Raw genomic sequence first — 21,577 nt, forward strand, 5'->3', positions numbered from 1 at the left:
GTCGCGGTCGTTGCCGGCCGCAGCGACGGCGCGGTCGCGGGCCTCGTAGCCGAGCCCGGCCACCGTGTCGGAGAGGCCCTGGACCGCGGCCGCCTCGGGGCTCAGGTCGCTGCCGCCCGCGCTGCGCACGACGACGCCACCGGCAATGGTGGTGGACACGAGGGCGAGGGGGACGAGGAGACGACGGCCGTGGGAAGCCTGCGCGGGCGCGCGGTGGCGACCCGCGTATCGGTTTTCGGACACGAAGAAGTTACCTAACTTGACCGGTGAAGACGCCTCACCCTAAGCGTGACCGTTTCGTGATGCAAAACCGTCGCAGGGCGTCCACCCCCGTTCGGACGTGCGGCCGACGGCGCGGTGGCACCTCGCACGATAGGGCATCTCCGGACAAAAGGGGAGCACTCCGGCGGTTAGGGGCACGCCAACGTGGGTACGGGCGGGGGTTGGCCGGTGGTGCTTCAGGAGCTGCGGCGCTCGCCGAGCGGGCTGACGCCTGGTGTCACCGTCGCCCCCGTGACGTCGAGGTGGCCCAGGGCCGAGGTGATGCCGTGCACCACGGAGCGGGTGATCGGCAGGCTCATGTGCCCGATGCCGTGCAGTTCGACGTTGTGGACGTTGAGGTCGGGGTGGTGCAGGGCGGCGTTGCGCTGGGGGACGACGAGCTGGTCGATGTCGGAGCGGTAGGCGATGAACCGGGTGCGGCAGTCCGCGATCGGTGCGTCGAGCTCGGCGAACAGGCTGCTGCCCGGGCGCAGCTGCCGGGTCAGCCCGTTGTTCCAGGCGTACGCGACGTAGGTGCCCTGGTGGGGCGTGCCGAGGGTGACGAGCGTGTCGACTCGTTCGTCCCCGCCCAGCCGGGTCACGTAGTAGCGGGCGATCAGGCCTCCGAGGGAGTGGCCGATGACGTGGATGCGCTCGTAGCCGGTCTCCTCGGCCAGATGCTCGACCTCACGGCCCAGGTCGGAGGCCGCCCGCCGCACGTCGCCGGTGAGGATCGAGTAGTTGATCGTCTCGATGCGGCCGAACCCGCGCCGGCGCAGACCGTGCCGCAGCACCGTGAAGATCGACCGGTTGTCGACCATGCCGTGCACGAGCAGGATCGGGGTCTCGGCCGCCTCGATGTTGTGCACTGCGAGGCCGCGCTGGGTCGGCGAGAGGTGCCCGATGCGGTAGCCGGCGCGCTGGTCGCTGCGGCGCGCCCCCACGTGCCCGAGCGGCCAGAGCCCGAGGTGCAGCCCGATCCACGAGGCCTCGACCGCGACGCCGGCGAGCCCGGCGGGACGGCAGAGGGCGCGGCCCATGGCCCGGATGTCGCCGAGGAGGCCGGGTTGCCTCGACGTCCTGTCGGCTCCCGGCTCGGGTCCGTGCGGCGCCATCGCCGCGGGTGCCACCCCAGCCACGACCGAGACGTTACCCCCGGCCAGGTCGAAACATGCGCCGGCCGCGCGACGTGTTGCCAGGTCGAGACCGGGCGTGTTGCCGGGTCGGGGCCGGGCGTGTTGCCGGGTCGAGACCCGGTGCCCCGACCGTGCCGCCGGTCAGGCGCGCGGGAGGCGCCGGTTGAGCGAGAAGAGCCGCCCGAGGATCGGCATGACGAGCAGGTTGAGGCCGTGCAGGACACCGATGACGAGCAGGATGCCGCCGATCCGCGTGAGCGAGGTGGCGAGCTGTTCCGCGGTCACCCATGTCGCCCAGCTGACCTGCGGCACGAGCTGGACGGTGAAGAGGATGTACGCGCTGAAGATGAGGTAGTAGACGATGTCGGTCAGCACGATGTAGCTCTTGCCGGTCTGCGGGTTGTCGTGGAAGACGTCGGCGGCGTACGCGCGGCCGAACCGCTTGATGAACGGCCCGAGCCAGACCGCGATGGCGATGAGGGCGAGGTTCGTCGCGATCTCGAGGATCCACCAGTGCATGGCCAGCCTCCCGTGGATGCGGGGCGTGAGGACGGCGACCCCGACGACCGCCGCGATGATGCCGGTCGCCCATGCCGCGGCAACCAGGCGCAGGTGCCGGCGGCGCCGCCGGTCGTCGGCGACGGAGTCCATGACCCGGGTGAAGAGGTCGCGGGGCGGCTCGAGCGGCTCGGGTCCGGACGGCCGCAGCGCTTCCTCGAGGAGGTGCTCGATGTCGCTCATTGGTGCTCCTCCAGGGCGAGGGCGAGGGCCCGCAGCCCCCGTTGCAGATGGGTCTTGACGGAGTTGACGGACAGTCCGAGCCCGTCGGCGATCTCCGGGGGCGACATGTCGTAGTAGTACCGCAGGGTGAGGCAGTCGCGTTGCCGCCCGGGCAGCTCGCGGAGGGCGTCGATGACGTCCTGGCGCCTGCTGCGCCCGAGGGCGAGCTCCTCCGCCGAGGGCATGTGCTCGGGGTCGGGCGGCCGGTGCCGCAGCGAGACGAGGCCGCGACGGTTGTGGTCGCGGGCGAGGTTGATGACGATCGAGCGCAGGTATGCCGCCGCGCGGGCGGGGTCCTCGATCCTCCCGACGCTCCGGCTGAGCCGGATGAAGGCCTCCTGCACGAGGTCCTCGGCAGCGGTCTCGTCGTCGACGTAGAACCGGGCCAGGTGCAGCAGCGACGGCGCCTCCGCGTGGAACAACGCCGCCGCCCGCGACTCGAAGCCGGTCGCGGGGATGCCGTCGGCCCGCGTCACCACCACAGCGGTGCCCGCCCCTGCCTCCGTTGCGAACGCATCCATCACCTCGACAGACGTGCCACTGACCGGTCCGGGTGACAAGGAAATTCGAGGAATCTTCCTCGTCCCGGCCGCGCTCACGGCCGTCTGCCCAAGTGTATGGATGCATCACGAACAAGGGGGGAAAACCCATGGAACACAGTCGGTTTCGCAAGCCGAGCATCCCGCTCGTCCTCGCCGGGTCGCTCGTGGCGGGCATCGCGTGGGGAGCGCTTTCTCGCCTCTTCATGCGACTCGTGTCGACGACGCCGGAGTTCAGCTGGGAAGGGACGCTCGGGATCGTCGGCATCGGCGCCGTCGCCTTCGTGCTGACCGGGCTCGTGGCCGGTGCGATGGCGAGGGGCTGGTCCGGCTGGTGGCGGCTCGCTGCGGTGCCGGCCCTGCTCATCTTCGCGGGACAGGGGCTGGGCCTGCTCCCGGCAGCAGCCGGCACCTTCCTCGCCGTCCGGGTCCGCAACGTCTGGCTCCGCTCAGCAGCGCTCGTCGCCGGTCTCGTGGGGAACTACGCGCTGCTCCACTCGGCGATCGACTTCAACTGGCTGCAGCCGCGCACGCTCCAGCTCGGCCTGGCCGTCGCGGTCCTGTCCGGCGCCTGGCTCGGTCTCCAGTTCGCGCTCGCCGCCCGGCCTCGCGCGCAGCGGGCCCCGCTGCGCACCGCGACGGACGTGACGCGGAAGGTCACCGTCTAGCGGGGGCGGGGTGAGCGGCATACCGAAGAAAGGGAGGTATGCCGCTCACCCGCGTCACGTGTCCACGGTGCGGCACGCTCGTGTTCCGTCCGTCACACCGCCCGCGTCGGGGCGCCGCAGCGGGCGCCCCACGGGTGGGGCTGCCCCTCGCACGGGGTCTAGAGTCCGAGGGAACCTTGTCGACTGCGGCGGGCGGGCACACCTCCCGGCCGGCGGTGGTCGACGCCAACCGACGACGAGGACGGACAATCCGTGGATCTCTTCGAGTACCAAGCGCGCGACCTGTTCGAGGCGCACGGGGTGCCGGTGCTGGCCGGTGCCACTGCCACCACCCCTGAGCAGGCCCGCGAGGCGGCCGAGCGCATCGGGGCGAGCTCAGGCGGCGTGACGGTCGTCAAGGCGCAGGTCAAGACCGGCGGTCGTGGGAAGGCCGGGGGCGTCAAGGTCGCCAAGAGCTTGGATGAAGCAGCCGAGGCGGCCCGAAACATCCTCGGCATGGACATCAAGGGCCACACCGTCGGCACCGTGATGGTCGCCGCGGGCGCCAAGATCGCCGAGGAGTACTACTTCTCGCTGCTGCTCGACCGGGCCAACCGCAGCTACCTCGCCATGTGCTCCAAGGAGGGCGGCGTGGAGATCGAGCAGCTGGCCGTGGAGCGGCCCGAGGCGCTCGCGAAGGTCGAGGTCGACCCCAACGTCGGCATCGACGATGCGAAGGCCCAGGAGATCGTCGACGCGGCCGGTTTCGACCAGTCGACCGGTGCGGCCATCGTGCCCGTGCTGAAGAAGCTGTGGGAGGTCTACCACGACGAGGACGCCACGCTCGTCGAGGTGAACCCGCTCGTCAAGACCGAGGACGGCTCGATCATCGCCCTCGACGGCAAGGTGACCCTCGACGCCAACGCCGACTTCCGGCACCCCGAGCACTCAGAGCTCGAGGACAAGGCCTCGGCCGACCCGCTCGAGGCGAAGGCGAAGGCACTCGGCCTCAACTACGTCAAGCTCGACGGCAACGTCGGCATCATCGGCAACGGCGCGGGCCTCGTCATGAGCACGCTCGACGTCGTCGCGTACGCCGGCGAGGATCTGCACGCGGAGCGGGGCGGCAGTGTTGTCGCCAGGCCGGCGAACTTCCTCGACATCGGTGGCGGCGCGAGCGCCGAGGTCATGGCCAACGGCCTCGGCGTCATCCTCGGGGACGAGCAGGTCAAGTCGGTGTTCGTCAACGTGTTCGGCGGCATCACGGCGTGCGACGAGGTCGCGAAGGGCATCGCCGGCGCGCTCGAGTCGCTCGGTGACGCCGAGACGAAGCCGCTCGTGGTCCGCCTCGACGGCAACAAGGTCGACGAGGGGCGCCGCATCCTCGCCGAGCTCAACCACCCGCTGGTCACCATCGAGGAGACCATGGACGGCGCCGCCCGCAAGGTCGCCGAACTGGCAGCCAAGAACTGAAAGGGACGCTGACTCAATGGCTATTTTCCTCAACTCGGACTCGAAGGTCATCGTCCAGGGCATGACCGGCTCCGAGGGCATGAAGCACACCACCCTCATGCTCGCCGCGGGCACCAACATCGTGGGTGGGGTCAACCCGCGCAAGGCCGGCCAGATGGTCGACTTCCCCGAGGGCAAGCAGGTCAAGGTCTTCGGCACGGTCAAGGAGGCGATGGCCGAGACCGGTGCCGACGTCTCGGTCGTCTTCGTGCCGCCGGCCTTCACCAAGGCGGCCGTCATCGAGGCCGTCGACGCCCAGATCCCGCTCGTCGTCGTGATCACCGAGGGCGTGCCGGTCAAGGACACCGCCGAGTTCTTCAACTACGCGAAGGGCCAGGGCAGCACGCGGATCATCGGCCCGAACTGCCCGGGCATCATCAGCCCCGGCCAGTCGAACGCCGGCATCATCCCCGCGACCATCGCCGGTCCCGGGCGCATCGGTCTGGTGTCCAAGTCGGGCACCCTGACCTACCAGATGATGTACGAGCTGAAGGACCACGGCTTCTCCAGCGCCATCGGCATCGGCGGTGACCCGATCATCGGCACGACGCACATCGATGCGCTCGAGGCGTTCCAGAACGACCCCGACACCGACGCGATCGTCATGATCGGCGAGATCGGTGGCGACGCGGAGGAGCGCGCGGCCGAGTACATCAAGGCGCACGTGACCAAGCCGGTCGTCGGCTACGTCGCCGGCTTCACCGCCCCCGAGGGCAAGACGATGGGCCACGCCGGCGCGATCGTGTCCGGCTCGTCCGGCACCGCGCAGGCGAAGAAGGAGGCCCTCGAGGCCGCCGGCGTCAAGGTCGGCAAGACCCCGTCCGAGACGGCCCAGCTCATGCGCGAGGTCATGCAGGGCCTCGCCAAGTAACCGTCGAGGGGCCACCAACCGACGAGTGGCCACCAACCGACGAGGGGCCAGTTCACGACAGCGTCGTGAACTGGCCCTTCGTCGGTTACTGGCCTTTCGACGGGAGAGGGTCAGCAGGCCATCAGGCCGAGGACGTAGCCGCGGGCCCGCAGCCTCGGGATGAGCAGGTCGAGCGCCGCGACGGTCTGCGAGCGGTCGCCGCCGCCGTCGTGGAGCAGGATCCGCGAGCCGTCCCGCACGTTGGCGAGCACCCGGTTCACGATGGTCCAGGTGCCGGGACGCGACCAGTCACGCGGGTCGACGGTCCAGAGGATGAGCCGCTGGCCGCGGTTGGCGATGATCGTCGAGATCCGGCTGTTGTAGGCGCCATAGGGCGGCCGGACGCAGCGGGGCCGGTAGCCGAGGGCCGACTCCATCCTGTTCAGCTGCCAGGTGACGTTGGCGGTCGACAGCGTCGTCAGGTCCGGGTGGTTCCAGGTGTGGTTGCCGATCTTCATGCCGTAGTAGCGCAGGGTCCGCGTGATCGACGGGTACCACGTGATGTTCTGGCCGAGCTCGAAGAAGACGGCCTTGACGCCGTACTTTCGCAGGATCGACAGGACCTTCGGTGTGTAGGTCGCGTTCGGGCCGTCGTCGAAGGTGAGGTAGACCGTGCCGGCGTAGGCGACCGGGACTGCGGCGACGTCCTGCGTGGCGGCATGGGTGGCCGCGGACGTGGTGGTCGGGCTCGGACTCGGTGCGAAGACGGTCACGGCCAGCATCGCGACGAGGACCGCGACGAGGGTTTTCAGTGTTGTCTTCATGGTCGTTCACCCCTTGTGACTCCAGTGTCTGGCGGTCCGTCAAGGGACGGATGGGGCACACGGCCGTCTTGTTGCTCACGGACCTTCGGCCCTGTCGGCGTGGGGACTCGCCAGGGCGGACGAGTCTTGTGAGCATGGCGGGGACCGATGTCAGGAGTGAGTCCAACGTCCAGCCCCACCTCGTCCGCCCTGCCCACCGCGGCCCGCGCCGGCCTCGTCACCGCGCTCGCCACGTGGTCCGTCGTCGTGCTGCCCGCCCTGGTCGGGTGGGTCAGCGCGCCGGAGAGCTCGCTCGGCTGGTGGTCGGGCATGGCCGTCGGCAGCGCCATCTGGTTCCTCGGTCACGGCCAGTCGGTCGCCGGCGCCGGGATCGCCGTCTCGACGACCCCGCTGCTCCTGCTCGGTGTCTTCGTCGTCATCGCCTGGCGGGTGTCGCGGCGGCTGCTGCTCGGCGCCCGGTCCCGGGTGCGCCGGGCGGAGTGGGACGCCGTGCTGTGGCGCGGCCTCGTCCCCGGCTACCTGCTCGGCTACGTCATCGCCGCCGCGGTCTTCGCTGCCCTGATGCTGGCCGGCTCGGTCCACCCGGACCCCATGGCGATCGTCGGCTGCCTCCTCGTGCCCTTGCTCGGCCTCGCGATCGTGCTCGTGCGACCGGGGGAGGACACCACCCCCGACGTGGTCGCGCGCGGCCTCGCGGCGCTGCCCGACTGGGCCGGTGCCGCGTGGCGCGCCGCGTGGCGTGGCGCGCTGCTGCTCCTCGCCGCCGGGATGGTGCTCGTCCTGCTGCGCGTGCTTCTCTCCCTCGGCGCCGTGCTCCGCATCCAGAGCGAGTATGGCGCTGAGCTCGTCGCCACGATCGTGCTCGCTCTCGCTCAGGTGGCCTTCCTCGGCAACGCCGCCACGTGGGCGCTCGCGTTCCTCGCCGGGCCGGGCTTCTCCGTCGCGGTCGACGGTGTGGTCTCCCCGGCCGGCGCCCACCCCGGGCTCATGCCGCTCATCCCGGTGCTCGGTGCGCTGCCCGACGACGCGACCTACCCAGGGGCGATGTGGGCGGTGGTCGCCGTGCCGGTCCTCCTCGGCGGGGTGATCGCCTGGCGGGTCGACCGGCTGCTCCGCCCGGCCGCCTGGCGGGAACGGCTCGGTGCGATGGTCGCTGCGAGTGTCGGCTCGACCGTGCTCGTCACCGTGCTGACGGCCCTTGCCAACGGAGCGATGGGGCTCGAGCGCCTCCGGTCCGTCGGCGTGGACATCTGGCCCTTCGCCGGGCTCCTGCTGGCCGAGCTGCTCGGCGGCACAGCCCTGTGGCTGCTGGTTGCCCTCTATCGCGAGCACACCGAGCCCCGTCCGGACGACGGTCACGAGTCCCGTGCGCGCACGGTCGCGGCCGACCGCACCTGACCCGCCTGGTCCGGCTACTTGACGACGAAGTCCATCCCGAACGGGCCCTGCTGGCGGATCTCCTCACACATCGCACGGGCGGAGCTCGTCTGCGCGCCGCTCATGCACTCCTCGTAGGCGCGCACGCTCGGGTAGAAGGCCGCCTGCATCGCGAGGCTGCCGAGCAGGAGCCCCGTCAGGACGAGGGTGATGACGGGCCAGACCTTCTCGTGTCCCGTCTGGCCGCGCAGGAACTGGAGCAGCCGGACCGTCAGGACGACTGCGATGACGAAGGGCAGCGCGGCGACGAACCGCTGCGGCAGCGGCAGGTACATCGCGATGATGCCGAGCAGCACGAGCAGCGACACCGGCAGGGTGCGCTTGGCCTTCTCACGGGCGAAGGCGATGTCTCGCGGTTCGGGTGGCACGGCCCCATGGTGGCCCATGCCGGGCCGCGGGCCGAAACCGGGCTACACTCGCCGCCGTGCCGAGCGATGAGACCAAGGGGCCCGTCGACGTCGTCGTGCTCGTGTCCGGTTCTGGCACGCTCCTGCAGGCGCTCATCGACGCGGCCCAGGACCAGACGTATGGCATCCGGGTCGTCGCCGTCGGGGCCGACCGCGACGGCATCGCCGGGCTCGAGCGGGCGCAGCGAGCCGGGATCCCGACCTTCGTCTGCCGGGTCAAGGACTTCGCCAGCCGGGACGAGTGGGACGCCGCGCTGACCGAGCAGACGGCGGCATACGACCCTGCGCTCGTCGTGTCGGCCGGCTTCCTCAAGCTGGTCGGCGCCCAGTTCCTCGCCCGGTTCGGCGGCCGCTACCTCAACAGCCACAATGCCCTGCTGCCGGCGTTCCCCGGGATCCACGGGCCCCGCGACGCACTCGACTACGGCGTCAAGGTCGCCGGGGCGACCCTCTTCGTCGTCGACGAGGGGGTCGACACCGGGGCCATCGTCGCGCAGTGCGTCGTCCCGGTCCTCGACGACGACACGGAGGAGAGCCTCACCGAGCGGATCAAGCAGGCCGAGCGGCCGCAGCTCGTCGAGTACGTCGGCCGGATGGCACGGGAGGGCTACGCCATCGAGGGCCGACGAGTTCGGCTCGGCCGCGGCTGACCGCTAGTCTGGACGCACACGACTGGCGCGGGTGGACCACCACCGGGGAGTGACGCCGGGAGCATCGACCGCCTGGGTGCTCCCCGGCGAGCCAACCACCGATCCCCGGACAGGAGCACCGCATGACCGTCCCCGCATCCGCACAGCCCGACGGGCGCCGCCCGATCAGGCGCGCCCTCGTCTCCGTCTACGACAAGACCGGTCTCGAGACCCTCGCGACCGCCCTGCACGAGGCCGGTGTCGCCATCGTGTCGACCGGCTCGACGGCCCGCACGATCGCCGCGACGGGCGTGCCGGTGACCCGGGTCGAGGAGCTGACCGGCTTCCCCGAGTGCCTCGACGGCCGGGTCAAGACGCTGCACCCCAAGGTGCACGCCGGCATCCTCGCCGACACCCGCAACCCCGAGCACGTGCAGCAGCTCGCCGACCTCGGGGTGGAGCCGTTCGACCTCGTCGTCGTCAACCTCTATCCCTTCACCGAGACGGTCATGTCCGGTGCGAGCCAGGACGACTGCATCGAGCAGATCGACATCGGCGGCCCGTCCATGGTGCGCGCCTCAGCCAAGAACCACGCGAGCGTCGCCGTCGTGACGAGCCCAGCGGCATACGACACCGTTGCCGCGGCGCTGGGAGCCGGCGGCTACACGCTCGCGGAGCGGCAGCGGCTCGCCGCCGAGGCGTTCGTCCACACCGCCACGTATGACGTGCACGTGGCCTCCTGGATGGGCAACGTCGTTGCGGACACGAGCGCCGGAGACGGGTTCCCCGCCTGGTCCGGCGCGACGTGGAACAAGGCCCACACGCTCCGCTACGGCGAGAACCCGCACCAGCGAGCGGCCTTGTACGTCAACGGTTTCCAGCCGCAGCCGGGCCTCGCTCAGGCCGAGCAGCTGCACGGCAAGGAGATGTCCTACAACAACTACCTCGACACCGACGCGGCGGTCCGGGCGGCCTACGACCACGGCGACCAGCCCACCGTGGCGGTGGTGAAGCACAACAACCCGTGTGGCATCGCCGTCGGGACGGACATCGCCGACGCCCACCGCAAGGCGCACGCATGCGACCCTGTGTCGGCCTATGGGGGCGTCATCGCGACCAACCGGGAGGTGACGGTGGCGATGGCCGAGACGGTCAAGGGCATCTTCACAGAGGTGGTCGCAGCTCCCTCCTTCGAGCCCGAGGCGCTCGAGATCCTCAAGGGCAAGAAGAACATTCGCCTGCTGCTCGTCGCCCCGCAGACTCCTGGGGGCATCGAGACCCGCCCGATCTCAGGCGGCTTGCTCATGCAGGAGCGGGACGCGGTCGACGCGGTGGTGGACGGCGAGAAGCCGGGTGGTGACGACCCGGCCCGCTGGGCGCTCGTCGCGGGGGAGCGCGCCGACGATGCCACGCTCCGGGACCTCGAGTTCGCGTGGCGCTCGGTGCGGGCGGTGAAGTCGAACGCGATCCTGCTTGCCAAGGACGGTGCGAGCGTCGGCATCGGGATGGGCCAGGTCAACCGGGTCGACTCGGCGCACCTTGCGGTCGATCGGGCCGGCGAGGGCCGGGCTCGCGGGGCCGTCGCCGCCTCCGATGCCTTCTTCCCCTTCGCGGACGGGCTGCAGGTGCTCCTCGACGCGGGAGTCCGCGCGGTGGTCGCCCCCGGCGGGTCCATCCGGGACGACGAGGTCATCGCCGCAGCGCGGGACGCGGGCGTGACGATGTACTTCACCGGCACCCGTCACTTCGCGCACTGACGCGGCGGGGGCGTCGCCGAGGAGGCAGGCGACGCCCCGGCCGTCATTGGCTGCGGGCCACTGGGGACCGGCGGGTGGTCACCGCCCTCCGGCCTTCACTGGCGCGGAGACCGGCTCGGGGCGCAGCGGCTCGGCACCGGATCGACGCCTCGGCCACCAGAAGGCGTCGCCGAGTCCGATGGCCAGAGCCGGCACGAGGAGGGTCCGCACCACCAGCGTGTCGAGCAGCACGCCGATGCAGATGATCACGCCGACCTGGGCGAGAACGACGAGCGGCAGGACACCGAGCACGGCGAAGACCGCGGCGAGCAGCACGCCGGCGCTCGTGATGACGCCGCCCGTGGCCGCAAGGCCGCGGACCATGCCGGAACGCGTGCCATGGCCCTGGGCCTCCTCGCGGGCCCGGGTGACGAGGAAGATGTTGTAGTCGACGCCCAGTGCGACGAGGAACACGAACGAGAGCAGCGGCGCGCTGTCGTCGAGACGTGCGAAGCCGAGCCACTGGGTGAAGACCAGCCAGGAGAGCCCGAGGCTCGCGACATAGGTCAGCAGGACCGTCGCGACGAGCACGACCGGCGCGACGAGCGAGCGGAGCAGCAGCACGAGGGCGACGAGCACGAGGCCGAGAATGAGCGGCAGGATGACCGAGCGGTCGTGCCGCGAGGCGCTCGCCGTGTCGAGGGCGGCCGCCTCGGTCCCGCCGACGTGGGTGTCTGGGAGGCCGGACAGGTGGTCCCGGAGGGCGGAGACCGAGCTGCGCACCTCGTCGCTGCCCGGCGCTCCTGCGAGCACGGCATCGATCTGGGTGACGCCGTTCCCCTGTGCGGTGACGCGGGCGGAGGTGACACCCGTGGATCCCGACACCCGGTCGAGTACGCCTTGCGCCTCCGCGGTGGTGACGACCACTGCGGGGTCGGCAGATCCCGCCGGGAAGGACTGCGCGAGCCGCTCCGCGGCGCTGATGGCCTCGGGCTTGTCGAGGAACTGTTCCGCGGTGGAGAGCCCGGTGCTGATGCCGGTGCCCAGGGCGGCGGCGATGCCGAGCCCGACAAGAGTTGCGGCGATGACCCGCATGGGCCTGGCGGCGACCGCCTCGCCGATGCGGCGCCAAGGGGTCCGCGCATCGGCCAGGGACGCCTCACCTACGTGGGGGACCTTGGGCCAGAAGACCCAGCGGCCGAAGACGACGAGGGCTGCGGGGAGGACGATCAGGACGAAGCCGGCGGCGGTGGCCACACCGACCGCACTGGCTAGGCCGAGCCCCCGCGTCCCCGGGAAGGCCGAGAGCAGGAGGGTCAGCACCGCGACCACGACCGTCGTCGCACTGCTCAGCACCGCCTCCGCGGTCCGCCGCAGGGCGAGCGCCATCGCCTCACGCCGGTCTTCGTGGCGGCGCAGCTCGTCCCGGTATCTCGAGATGAGCAGCAGGGCGTAGTCGGTCCCTGCCCCGAACACGAGGACCGAGAGGATGCCGATCGTCGACTCGTCCCACACCACGCCCGTCGCGTGCAGCACCTGCGTCGCGAGGACGGCGGCCAGCCGGTCGGCGACGCCGATGATGGTGAGCGGGATGAGCCAGAGGACCGGGCTGCGATAGGTGATGACGAGCAGGAGCGCGACGATCGAGGCAGTCGTGATGAGCAGCCGCACGTTGGCGCCCTCGAAGACCGCTGCCAGGTCGGCCTCGACCGCCGCGGGTCCGGTGACCTGTGCGGTGAGGCCCGAGGGCAGCCCGGCCTTGACCACGTCCCGGAGGTCGCGCACCACCTCTGCGGCCCGCGTCGCGTCCGCCGCGGCCACCGGGACGACGACCAGTTGTGCCGTGCCGTCCGCGCTCGGCACGACCGGCAGGCGCTTGCCACCCTGCGCGTTGGTGAGGCTCTGCACCTTCGTCCCGATCGCCGTCCGGTCGGCGTCGGAGAGTGCGGTGCCGTCACGGCTGAAGAGGACGACGGCGCTCGACTCGTCCTGCTGTGGGAGCCGTTCGCGCAGCGCGGCAGCCGCAGAGCTGTCCGAGCCGATGGGCAGGGAGTCGGTCGCGGACGGCGACCGTTCCGCCTGTCCCACCACCCCGATGACGAGCCCCGAGAGGAGCAGGGCGAGGAGCGCGATGGCTCCCGCCCACCAGCGCGCCGTGAGTCTGGAGGTGAGACGCACACCGAGATCTGCCACGCTTCGCTCCTGTATCCTCAAAACGAGTCGCTAAGGATCTTACTAAGTTGGTGAGCGAAATCAAGCCCGAAGGTCCGTCGTCGCAGGCGCGAGGAGGCCGACAGCCGTCTGCGCAGATGGCCGCCGCGGTGCCCGAGTGGCGCCCCTCATCGACCTTGGCGGCCCTGCAGCAGGTCATCGACGTCGCGCAGGAGCTGCCCGAGAGAGTGGCCCACCGGGCGGGCCTGTCGGTCAGCGAGCTGCACTCGCTTCGCGCGCTCTCGGAGAGGGCCATGGGGCCCGTCGAACTCGCGCGTCACCTCCACGTCACGTCTGCTGCATCCTCCGGAGTCGTCGACCGGCTCGTGGCTCGCGGCCACGCCCAGCGTCAGCCTCACCCCGTTGACGGCCGACGCACCGAGGTCGTCATCACCGACTCCGGACGCCGGGAGGTGATCGGCCAGCTGCGACCGATGTTCGAGGGGCTGGCCGCGGTCGACAACGAGCTCAGCGAGGGCGAGCGGGAGGTCGTGCAGCGCTACCTCACCGGTGTGCTCGCGGCGATGCGTCGGCTGCTCTGAGTCAGGCGCGAAAGCCCGGCAGGGTGCTCGCAAGCCAGGTGAGTGCGGCAGGACAGTAGGGAGCGTACAGGGACGCTCGGTGTCCGCCCGTGTTGAGAATCACCGCCTGAACGTCGAGAGGTGCTCTTGCCACGCTCAGGAAACGCGCGGTGGTGGGGTATGAGAGCGTGTCCTGCCGGGTCGTGAACACCCACAGCGCCACCGGTGGGGGCGCGAGCCGAGCCAGGCGCACCAGGTCGTAGGGCAACAGTTCCTTTGGCGTCAGGGGGTCGTAGCCGGCTCCAAAATCGGGTCTGAAGTAGCCCTGGAACACTACGGCGGCCGCGAAGATCGAGGGGTGACGAAGTGCTAGTTCCGCTGCGCACCATCCTCCGTACGAGTAACCCATGGTCGCCCAAGAAGTCCGTGCCGTGCTGACATGCAGATGCTGCACCGCCCAAGCTGGGACGTCTCGAGCGAGCCACGTGTCCGTCTGTGGTTGACCTGGGGGTCCGTTGATGCATTCGGTGTCTACGTAGACGGGTGTGTCGATGGTCGGAATGATGAAAATCGTCGACGCCAGGCGGTGCTCGCTGGTCATGCGGTCAGCTGTCGCAACGAAGGCGTTGGGATGAAGAAAGCTGATCGGCGTCCCCGGGAAACCATGGAGCCCCACTATGACCGGATAGCGGCGAGGCGATGCCGGGTTATAGCCGGCGGGTAGATATACGACCACAGGAACGTAGGTTCCTGATGCACGGTCCAGGACCGAATAGGTCTGGAGGCGCGAGCCCGCCTGTGGCAGCGCGTAGTTCGTCGGTCCCTGCTGGTGAAGTGCACCGGCGCCCACCTTCGAAGCGATCACCGTTCGGTTCGAGCCGCCTTGGTGCAACTGGGTCTGCGCCGACCGGGAGCCCAGCAGGTCGGCCCACGAGGAGTAGAAGACATACTGGTCGTTGAGCAAGGCGAAGGCGGTGACCACGACGACTGCATTCAGCAGGAGGACCTCCACGGCGCGAATCCCGATCCGCAAGCCACGCAGACGTGGACGTGGCCAGCCGATGACGACCAGCGTGAAGAATGCCGCTGCGAGGACCCCGAGGATGATGAGGGGGCCGGGATCGGTCAGTTCCACCTCTGCCCCCACTCCTGGGCCAGTCCAACGTCCATGCCTGATCGTCCCGCGTGACCCTGTGGGCCGCCTGTCCATCCTCTGGATAGCGATATAGAGGTCACTGAAAACTTCGCAACGCCACCTCGCCCTTGGACTGGGGCAGAGCGACCGGGAGCGGCTCGAACGGATCGCTCGTGACGTCGGCGGCATTTCCGAGTGAGGCTACGGTGAGGTCATGCCGCTGACGACCGACGAGGCGCTCGCCTTCATTGCCGACAACAGCCACGCGGTGCTCGCGACGCGCCGGCGCGACGGCTCTCTCCAGATGTCGCCGCTCAACGCCGGTGTCATCGACGGGGACATCGTCATCTCCAGTCGCCTCCGGCTCGCCAAGGTGCGCAACATCCGCCGCGAGCCCGAGGTCTCGCTGCTCGTCATCACCGACCGGTTCTACGGCCGTTGGGTGCAGGTGGACGGCGAGGCGGAGGTCGTTGACCAGTCGCAGCCCGGCACGCTCGACCTGCTCGTCGAGGTCTACCGCGCCATCGCCGGGGAGCACCCCGACTGGGACGAGTACCGCGCGGCGATGATCAAGGACGAGCGGGTCGTCATCAGGATCCGGCCCCGGCGCGCGAGCGGCCAGCTCTGAGGGTGCCCGCCTGGGGAGAGAGCAACCGGGCCGACAGATAGGCCGGCTCCCGCAACCACCGGACCCACCGATACTCCTCGGTGCCGGGCAGCTGGTTCGCGATCGGGTCGAACCGGAGCGGCTCATCGGTCCCACCCACCCAGTCGACCGATAGCCTGCCGCACCGCTGCCACGCCCCGGTGCCGTGTGCCCACGCCAGGTCGTAATCGGCCGGCCACCCCGCACCGCCCGAGCGTGGGAGCAGCCGCAGGAGGAGCGGCCGGCCGGAGGCCTGGACCGGCAGCAGCGTCGTCTGCACGCCGTGGTGGCGGGGCCGCCGCAGCCGCAGGATGAACCGGCCGACTCTCCCTGATCCCGTGCTCGCGAACAGGACGTCGGCCGGTGCCTCAAGCTGTCCTTCCGGCAGCAGCCGGAGTGCAAAGCCCTCGATGTCCGGTGCCTCCGGCCCCGTCCCCATCGCGTAGGACGCGCGGACGAGACAGTCGAGGTCGCCGGGCTCGTCGAGCAGCGGGCACCCGGACCGACCACCCGGATCCAGAGTGAGGTGCCCTGCCCCGACTCGACCCTCTGGGTGCAGCGGCTTCCCGTGCCGCAGGATCGCCACCGCGCCGAAGACCGCCGCCAGCAGCGCGCCGGGCACCGCAGCGATGAGGCCCGGCTTCACCAGACTTCCAGCCATGCGTGGTCAATACCCACGCTGCTGGCCGGTCCTCGTGCCGACGCGCCCGACTCCACCGGAGCGTGGCCGCGACGCGCCCCTGACGCCGAGCCCGGTGCGTGTCCGCCCGACCGCCGGGGTAGGGGAGGCCATGAACCCAGTCAGGCCCAACCAGGAGAGGTGACCATGGGGAGTGCAGACGCGCTGGCCGGTGCGAAGGACGTGGCGGACGAGATCTCGGAACTGGTGCGCGAGCGGGGCCTGTCCGTTGCGACCGCCGAGTCGCTGACGGGCGGCAAGATCTCCTGCCAGCTCGGCGTCGCGGAGTGCTCCGCCGAGTGGTTTGCGGGCTCGGTCGTCGCCTACCTGAGCCGGGTCAAGTACGACGTGCTCAAGGTTCCCGAGGGGCCGGTCGTCACCGAGGAATGTGCCGCTGCCATGGCCGAGGGGGTTGCCGGTCTGCTCGGCGCGGACCTCGCCGTCGCTGTGACGGGCGTCGGCGGCCCGGACGAAGAGGAGGGACAGCCGGCGGGCACTGTGTGGTTCGCAGTCCGCGCCGAGAGCGGGACCACGACGGAGCTTCGGCGCTTCGAGGGCGACCCCGCCGAGATCGTCGACAAGACGACCCTCCATGCCCTGCACCTCCTGCTGGACCACCTGAAGCGTTCCTGAACGCCGTGTCCGAGGCCGCTCGCGGGAGCCGGAACACCGCGTTCAGGCGAGGAGCAGGCTGAGGGGCGCTGCGCGCGATGCCGTACGGTGGACGGCGCCATGACGCCCCCTCCGCACCCCTCCACAGCCACACCGGACGAGACGCCCGTCTTCGTCGACCCCTCCGGCCGTCGCCTGAGGCGGGTGCGGTGGCTGACCTGGTCCGTCTTCGCGGCCGTGGCCGCCTACCTGGTCCTCGTGCTCAGCCCCTTCCTCGGTGGACCGAGCATCGGGTCTGCCTTCCTGCCCGCCCCCCAACAGCAGGACAGTCCCCACGCGGCCCCGAGCCGCCCTAGCGAGCAGTCCGCACCGGGACCGGCCCGGCCGGCAGAGTCAACGCTGGCGTCCGAGCGCGCTGATGTGCCGAACCGTGTGGGCACCATTCCCATCGGGAGCACCGCCACCGGCACCCCGGCGCCCACCAGGACGACGCCGCCCGCGACGACCGCGCCGGCACCGACGTCGAGCAACGGGCCCACCACGGCGCCGACTGCCTCCTCGACGGACCCGGGCAAGAGCCAGTCGGCACCCGGGCAGACTCGACGACCGACCCGCCCGCCGAAGCCGTGACCGTCGGGCGTCACCGACCGCCGGCCGCGGCCACGGTCCGACCGCGCGTGCACTGGGCGGTGCTCGCCGCGCTGCTCCTCGCGCTCGCGGCAGCCCTGCTCGTCGAGGGCTACACGCAGCACCTGGCCGGGGTGGGGGCAGATCATCCCAGCTCGCCGGGCGCCTCGGCGGCCGTCCCGCAGACGGTCACCGGTGGGGGCCCGGTCATCGCCGCCCGGGACGGCTCTGTCCGCACCGTCCGACCCGGCCCGGACACCGTTGCGCTCACCTTCGACGACGGACCAGACCCCACCTGGACCCCCAAGGTGCTCGAGGTGCTCGCCCGGCACCACATCCGTGCCACCTTCTTCGTCGTCGGCACCGAGGCGCTCGAGCACCCCGACCTGGTCCGACGCATCCGCGCCGAGGGCCACGAGGTGGGCGTCCACACGCTCACCCACGCGAACCTCAGCCTCGCCCCCGGGTGGCGGCGCTCCCTCGAGCTGCGCGCGGGGCAGCAGGCCGTCGTCGCCGCCACGGGCGAGACCACCTCGCTCTTCCGGCCGCCCTTCAGCCGCGACCCGGCCGGGGTCGATGATGCAGGCTGGTCCGTCATCCAGGAGGCCGGGGCGCAGGGCTACCTCACGGTGCTCGCCTCGTCCGACAGCGAGGACTGGCAGCGACCCGGGGTCGCCGCCATCAAGCGCAACATCGCCCCTCGTGGCTCCGCCGGTCAGGTCGTCCTCCTCCACGACGGAGGCGGCGACCGGAGCCAGACGGTGGCCGCCCTCGACCAGGTGATCCCGCAGCTGCAGCACCGAGGGTTCCGCTTCGAGACCGTGAGCGACACCGTGGGTCTGCATGGCGGTATGTCGCCCGCCTCGGTAGGCGAGCGAGTGGCCTCCACGACGCTCCTCTGGGGCGTGAGGCTCAGCCGGTTCGTCGTCGCCGCCCTCGCACTCGCACTGGTCCTGAGCGGCGTCGTCACCGTGGCCCGAGCGCTCCTCGTCGTCGAGGCGGCCGGTCGGCACCGGCGCCGCACGAGACGTGATCGATCCGGTCGGCACCGGCCGGGTGCCAGGCCCGCCTCCCCGGTCACCGAGCCGGTCACTGTCATCGTGCCGGCCTACAACGAACGGGCGGGAATCGAGGCGGCCGTGCGCTCCATCGTCGCGTCCTCCCACCCGGTCGAGGTCGTCGTCGTCGACGACGGGTCGACCGACGGCACCGCCGACCTGGTCGAGTCCCTCGGCCTGCCCGGCGTCCGGGTCGTCCGGCAGGCCAACGCCGGCAAGGCCGCCGCGCTCAACACGGGGCTGCGCGCGGCTCGGCACGGCATCATCGTCATGGTCGACGGTGACACGGTCTTCGAGCCGGACACCGTCGCGGCCCTCGTCCAGCCGCTCGCGGACCCGCGCGTCGGCGCCGTGTCCGGCAACACGAAGGTCGCCAACCGGGGAGGGGTGCTCGGGGCGTGGCAACACCTCGAGTACGTCGTCGGCTTCAACCTGGACCGCCGACTCTTCGACGTCGCGGAGTGCATGCCGACCGTCCCGGGCGCGATCGGCGCCTTCCGGCGGTCGGCGCTCGACCGGGTGGGCGGAGTCAGCGGTGACACCCTCGCCGAGGACACGGACCTCACCATGGCGCTCTGCCGGGACGGGTGGCGCGTCGTGTACGAGGACTCCGCACGGGCGTGGACGGAGGCACCGGCGACCCTCGGTGCCCTGTGGCGGCAGCGTTACCGCTGGTGCTACGGCACCCTCCAGGCGATGTGGAAGCACCGGCGGGCCGTCGTCCAGCGCGGAGCCGCCGGCAAGCTCGGCCGGCGGGGGCTCGGCTACCTGCTCCTGCTGCAGGTCCTCCTGCCGCTCTTTGCCCCGGTCGTCGATGTCTTCGCGGTCTACGGCCTCGTCTTCCTCGACCCGTCCCGGGTGGTCGGCCTATGGTCGGCCTTCCTCATCGTCCAGCTGCTGACCTCGGCCTACGCCCTCCGGCTCGATGGTGAGCCGCTGCGGGCGTTGTGGGCGGTGCTGCTCCAGCAGGTCGTCTACCGGCAGCTGATGTACCTCGTCGTGATCCAGTCGGTGTTCACGGCGGTCGCCGGCACCCGACTCCGCTGGCACCGGATGGAGCGCTACGGCTCACTCCGCGTGCCCGAGGCGCCCACCCAGACGACCTGAGCCTTCCGTCCGAAGCGCCGTGAGCGGCATACGGAATCCGTATACCGCTCACGTCCTTGAGGTGGAACCCGCGGTCAGCGCGACCAGCGGTATCCGGTCGGCTCACCCTCGCCGAGGTCGACGATGGCCGCGACGGGACCGCCGCCGTCCGGGCCCTGGTGGGCGGCGGACACCGAGACGAAGACCGCCGGGTCACCGGTCACGGCTGCCGTGACGCCACCGACGCACGACTTGATCTGGCGGTGCCAGTGGACGTCGGAGTCGTCGAGCATCGCGTTGCGTCGACCGTGGACCATGCCGTCGGCGCTCGCCTCACACTTGAGGAACACGTTGACGAGCCGGCCCTCGAGGTCGGTCCAGTGGGGACGCTCCGGCAGCTCGAGGCCGGCGTCCTTGATGGCCTCCCAGATGCCGTCCTGGTCGAGGGCGTCCCTCATCACCGAGTGGCCGATCCGGTAGCGACCGCCGACGCCGCGGGCGTTGCCGACGACGACGATCTGGGCCTGGTCGAGCTCGACGCCGGAGGAGCACGACGCGACGGACGAGTAGAGCTCGCGGTTGTGCATGATGTCCTCGTCCGAGGGCATCTCGATCTCGCCGAGGGCGACCGCGATGCCGAGGCCGGTCGTACCGTTCGACAGGTCCATCGACTCGTGGGTGTTCTCGGTCCAGACGCGGTGACCGCGGGACTTGGCGTCGCGGATGGTGTGGATCGTGAGGAGTGGCGTCTTCGTCTGGACGTAGTGCACGTCGGCCGGGTCGGTGATGCCGGCCCGTGCCATCGCCTCCTTGACGCCGGCGGCCACCTTGTTGACCATCCCGCTGTAGCCGATCTCCTCGGGGAGGATCGGCTCGCTCATGGCGAAGCCGACGGTGAGGCGCAGGTCGTCCGACTTCTCCGCCTTCTCCTCCGGCACCGTCGCGAAGATCGTTGCGTGCGGGCTGATCACGCCGTCCGTGCCACCGGACCAGACGATCGGCACCTGCCGGACCTGCTCCTCGGGTGCACCCTTGGCAATCAGCACCTCGCGGAAGGCCCGGTCGGCGATGATGCGGGTGTAGTCGTTGACGCCGCCGTTGCCCTCGGTCTTGCCGATGATGGCGATGACCCGGTCGGCCTCCATGACGCCCTCGTCGATGAGTCGGGCGAGGCCGGAGGCATCGGAGACGCTGTCGATCGGGACCTTGCGCACCTCAATGGGCTGGGCCATGTCTGTCCTCTCGTTCGTGTGGATGTGCTGGTGTGGTCACAGTCGTGGGGCGTCGATGACGGTGCCGACGTCACCCTCGACCGCCTCGGTGATCTGGTGGAGCGTCGTGATGACCGACCGGCCGCCGGAGCGCGCGAAGCGCAGGGCCGCCTCGACCTTCGGGCCCATCGAGCCCGAGGCGAAGTGCCCCTCGGCGGCGTACTTCTCCATCTCCTCGAGCCCGACCCGGCCGATGGGCCGGGCCTCGGGGGTGCCGTAGCCGAGCACCGCGTGCGGGACGTCGGTCGCGATGACGAGGACGTCCGCGTGCAGCTGCTCGGCGAGCAGGGCAGCGGTGAGGTCCTTGTCGATGACGGCGTCGACGCCCTCGAGGTCGCCGTCAGGGGTGCGCACGACCGGAATGCCTCCGCCGCCAGCCGCCGTGACGACGTAGCCGGCGTCGAGGAGGGTGTGCAGGGTGTGCGCCTCGAGCACCTCGAGCGGCTCCGGGCTCGGCACGACGCGGCGCCAGCCCTTCTCGCCGCGGTCCTGCCACGTCTCCCCGTGGTCGATCAGCTTCTGCGCCTGCGCGAGGGGCAGGTAGCGCCCGATCGGCTTGGTGGGCCTGGCGAACCCTGGGTCGTCGCGATCGACGAGGGTCCGAGAGACGATGGCGGCCACCTTCCGGTCGACGCCTCGCCGCGCCAGCGCCGCCTCGAGGGCGACGAGGATCATGTAGCCGATCGTTCCCTGCGTCTGGGCGCCGCACCAGTCGAGCGGGACCGGGGGGACGACATGGGCGGCGAGCTCGTTCTTGACGAGGATGTTGCCGACCTGCGGGCCGTTGCCGTGGGTGAGAACGACGTCATGGCCTGCCTCGACGAGCCGGGCGACATGCTCCATGGCGCCCCTGATGGCCTCCCACTGCGCCTGCGGCGCCGCGCTGCCGTCCGGACCCGTCATCGCATTGCCGCCGAGTGCGACGAGCACCCTCATGCCGACCTCCTCTCGTCCGTGTGGTGAGCCTATGGAG

The 21,577-nt window shown here is 70.8% G+C and carries 21 protein-coding genes and 1 riboswitch; of the genes, 11 read left to right on the forward strand and 10 right to left on the reverse strand.

What is annotated here, in order from left to right; genetic code table 11:
• Nucleotides 1-458: 458 nt before the first annotated feature.
• The 3 genes from N864_RS02675 to N864_RS02685 form a co-directional block, all read right to left on the reverse strand.
• The gene (locus N864_RS02675) at nucleotides 459-1,400 is read right to left on the reverse strand and encodes an esterase/lipase family protein (protein WP_240474181.1); all 942 of its coding nucleotides are present in this window, start codon (nucleotides 1,398-1,400) and stop codon (nucleotides 459-461) included.
• A 138-nt stretch (nucleotides 1,401-1,538) separates the two neighbouring features.
• A complete protein-coding gene (locus N864_RS24495) occupies nucleotides 1,539-2,138 on the reverse strand; it encodes a hypothetical protein (protein ID WP_034713176.1) in 600 nt (199 codons plus the stop codon).
• Complete coding sequence (locus N864_RS02685; RefSeq protein WP_081793311.1) at nucleotides 2,135-2,698, reverse strand: RNA polymerase sigma factor; 564 nt, start codon at nucleotides 2,696-2,698, stop codon at nucleotides 2,135-2,137. The genes N864_RS24495 and N864_RS02685 overlap by 4 nt, the downstream gene beginning before the upstream one ends.
• Nucleotides 2,699-2,826: 128 nt before the next feature.
• On the opposite strand from N864_RS02685, the gene N864_RS02690 reads away from it, so the two are divergent.
• From N864_RS02690 to sucD, 3 genes are all read left to right on the forward strand, one after another.
• The gene (locus N864_RS02690; RefSeq protein WP_034713180.1) at nucleotides 2,827-3,384 is read left to right on the forward strand and encodes a hypothetical protein; all 558 of its coding nucleotides are present in this window, start codon (nucleotides 2,827-2,829) and stop codon (nucleotides 3,382-3,384) included.
• Nucleotides 3,385-3,636: 252 nt separating this feature from the next.
• A complete protein-coding gene (gene sucC / locus N864_RS02695; RefSeq protein ID WP_034713181.1) occupies nucleotides 3,637-4,836 on the forward strand; it encodes an ADP-forming succinate--CoA ligase subunit beta in 1,200 nt (399 codons plus the stop codon).
• A 16-nt stretch (nucleotides 4,837-4,852) separates the two neighbouring features.
• A complete protein-coding gene (gene sucD, locus N864_RS02700; protein WP_034713184.1) occupies nucleotides 4,853-5,746 on the forward strand; it encodes a succinate--CoA ligase subunit alpha in 894 nt (297 codons plus the stop codon).
• A gap of 110 nt (nucleotides 5,747-5,856) precedes the next feature.
• Here sucD and N864_RS02705 read toward each other — a convergent pair whose 3' ends face one another.
• Nucleotides 5,857-6,549 carry a polysaccharide deacetylase family protein gene (locus N864_RS02705; protein WP_034713188.1) on the reverse strand — a complete coding sequence of 231 codons (693 nt, stop codon included), beginning with the start codon at nucleotides 6,547-6,549 and terminating at the stop codon, nucleotides 5,857-5,859.
• A gap of 156 nt (nucleotides 6,550-6,705) precedes the next feature.
• On the opposite strand from N864_RS02705, the gene N864_RS02710 reads away from it, so the two are divergent.
• Complete coding sequence (locus tag N864_RS02710) at nucleotides 6,706-7,947, forward strand: cell division protein PerM (protein ID WP_051518102.1); 1,242 nt, start codon at nucleotides 6,706-6,708, stop codon at nucleotides 7,945-7,947.
• Nucleotides 7,948-7,961: 14 nt separating this feature from the next.
• Here N864_RS02710 and N864_RS02715 read toward each other — a convergent pair whose 3' ends face one another.
• Nucleotides 7,962-8,354: a hypothetical protein gene (locus tag N864_RS02715; RefSeq protein ID WP_240474182.1), complete on the reverse strand. Its 393-nt coding sequence runs from the start codon at nucleotides 8,352-8,354 to the stop codon at nucleotides 7,962-7,964.
• Nucleotides 8,355-8,410: 56 nt separating this feature from the next.
• Here N864_RS02715 and purN point away from each other — a divergent pair, with 56 nt between their 5' ends.
• On the forward strand, nucleotides 8,411-9,043 hold the full coding sequence (gene purN, locus N864_RS02720) for a phosphoribosylglycinamide formyltransferase (RefSeq protein WP_034713192.1): 633 nt from the start codon (nucleotides 8,411-8,413) through the stop codon (nucleotides 9,041-9,043).
• Nucleotides 9,044-9,051: 8 nt separating this feature from the next.
• Nucleotides 9,052-9,128: riboswitch (ZMP/ZTP riboswitch) on the forward strand.
• A gap of 37 nt (nucleotides 9,129-9,165) precedes the next feature.
• A complete protein-coding gene (purH, locus tag N864_RS02725; RefSeq protein WP_034713194.1) occupies nucleotides 9,166-10,779 on the forward strand; it encodes a bifunctional phosphoribosylaminoimidazolecarboxamide formyltransferase/IMP cyclohydrolase in 1,614 nt (537 codons plus the stop codon).
• Between the two features lie 78 nt (nucleotides 10,780-10,857).
• On the opposite strand, the gene N864_RS02730 is transcribed toward purH, so the two are convergent.
• Nucleotides 10,858-12,951, reverse strand: coding sequence for an MMPL family transporter (locus N864_RS02730; RefSeq protein ID WP_034713195.1), 2,094 nt, complete (start codon nucleotides 12,949-12,951; stop codon nucleotides 10,858-10,860).
• 50 nt (nucleotides 12,952-13,001) lie between these two features.
• Between N864_RS02730 and N864_RS02735 the strand changes: the two genes are divergently transcribed.
• Nucleotides 13,002-13,511: a MarR family winged helix-turn-helix transcriptional regulator gene (locus N864_RS02735; RefSeq protein ID WP_240474183.1), complete on the forward strand. Its 510-nt coding sequence runs from the start codon at nucleotides 13,002-13,004 to the stop codon at nucleotides 13,509-13,511.
• Between the two features lies 1 nt (nucleotide 13,512).
• Here N864_RS02735 and N864_RS02740 read toward each other — a convergent pair whose 3' ends face one another.
• Complete coding sequence (locus N864_RS02740; protein WP_034713199.1) at nucleotides 13,513-14,625, reverse strand: alpha/beta hydrolase; 1,113 nt, start codon at nucleotides 14,623-14,625, stop codon at nucleotides 13,513-13,515.
• A 214-nt stretch (nucleotides 14,626-14,839) separates the two neighbouring features.
• Here N864_RS02740 and N864_RS02745 point away from each other — a divergent pair, with 214 nt between their 5' ends.
• A complete protein-coding gene (locus N864_RS02745) occupies nucleotides 14,840-15,253 on the forward strand; it encodes a PPOX class F420-dependent oxidoreductase (RefSeq protein WP_034713202.1) in 414 nt (137 codons plus the stop codon).
• Here the strand turns inward: N864_RS02745 and N864_RS02750 are convergent.
• Entirely contained in the window at nucleotides 15,216-15,932 is a 717-nt protein-coding gene (locus N864_RS02750; RefSeq protein ID WP_155892797.1) for a phosphodiesterase, read from the reverse strand. The genes N864_RS02745 and N864_RS02750 overlap by 38 nt on opposite strands.
• Before the next feature lie 165 nt (nucleotides 15,933-16,097).
• Here N864_RS02750 and N864_RS02755 point away from each other — a divergent pair, with 165 nt between their 5' ends.
• From N864_RS02755 to N864_RS02765, 3 genes are all read left to right on the forward strand, one after another.
• Nucleotides 16,098-16,583, forward strand: a complete 486-nt coding sequence (locus tag N864_RS02755) for a CinA family protein (protein ID WP_051518104.1) — start codon at nucleotides 16,098-16,100, stop codon at nucleotides 16,581-16,583.
• Nucleotides 16,584-16,682: 99 nt separating this feature from the next.
• Nucleotides 16,683-17,192 (forward strand): hypothetical protein, encoded by a 510-nt coding sequence (locus N864_RS02760; RefSeq protein WP_155892798.1) that lies wholly within the window; start codon nucleotides 16,683-16,685, stop codon nucleotides 17,190-17,192.
• A gap of 47 nt (nucleotides 17,193-17,239) precedes the next feature.
• Complete coding sequence (locus tag N864_RS02765; RefSeq protein WP_034713252.1) at nucleotides 17,240-19,354, forward strand: bifunctional polysaccharide deacetylase/glycosyltransferase family 2 protein; 2,115 nt, start codon at nucleotides 17,240-17,242, stop codon at nucleotides 19,352-19,354.
• Nucleotides 19,355-19,428: 74 nt separating this feature from the next.
• Here N864_RS02765 and bar read toward each other — a convergent pair whose 3' ends face one another.
• The gene (gene bar, locus N864_RS02770) at nucleotides 19,429-20,565 is read right to left on the reverse strand and encodes a barbiturase (RefSeq protein ID WP_034713207.1); all 1,137 of its coding nucleotides are present in this window, start codon (nucleotides 20,563-20,565) and stop codon (nucleotides 19,429-19,431) included.
• A 36-nt stretch (nucleotides 20,566-20,601) separates the two neighbouring features.
• Nucleotides 20,602-21,540, reverse strand: a complete 939-nt coding sequence (locus tag N864_RS02775; RefSeq protein WP_034713209.1) for a carbamate kinase — start codon at nucleotides 21,538-21,540, stop codon at nucleotides 20,602-20,604.
• Between the last annotated feature and the right edge of the window lie 37 nt (nucleotides 21,541-21,577).

Source organism: Intrasporangium chromatireducens Q5-1 (genome assembly GCF_000576575.1).
GTDB classification, from domain to species: domain Bacteria; phylum Actinomycetota; class Actinomycetes; order Actinomycetales; family Dermatophilaceae; genus Intrasporangium_A; species Intrasporangium_A chromatireducens.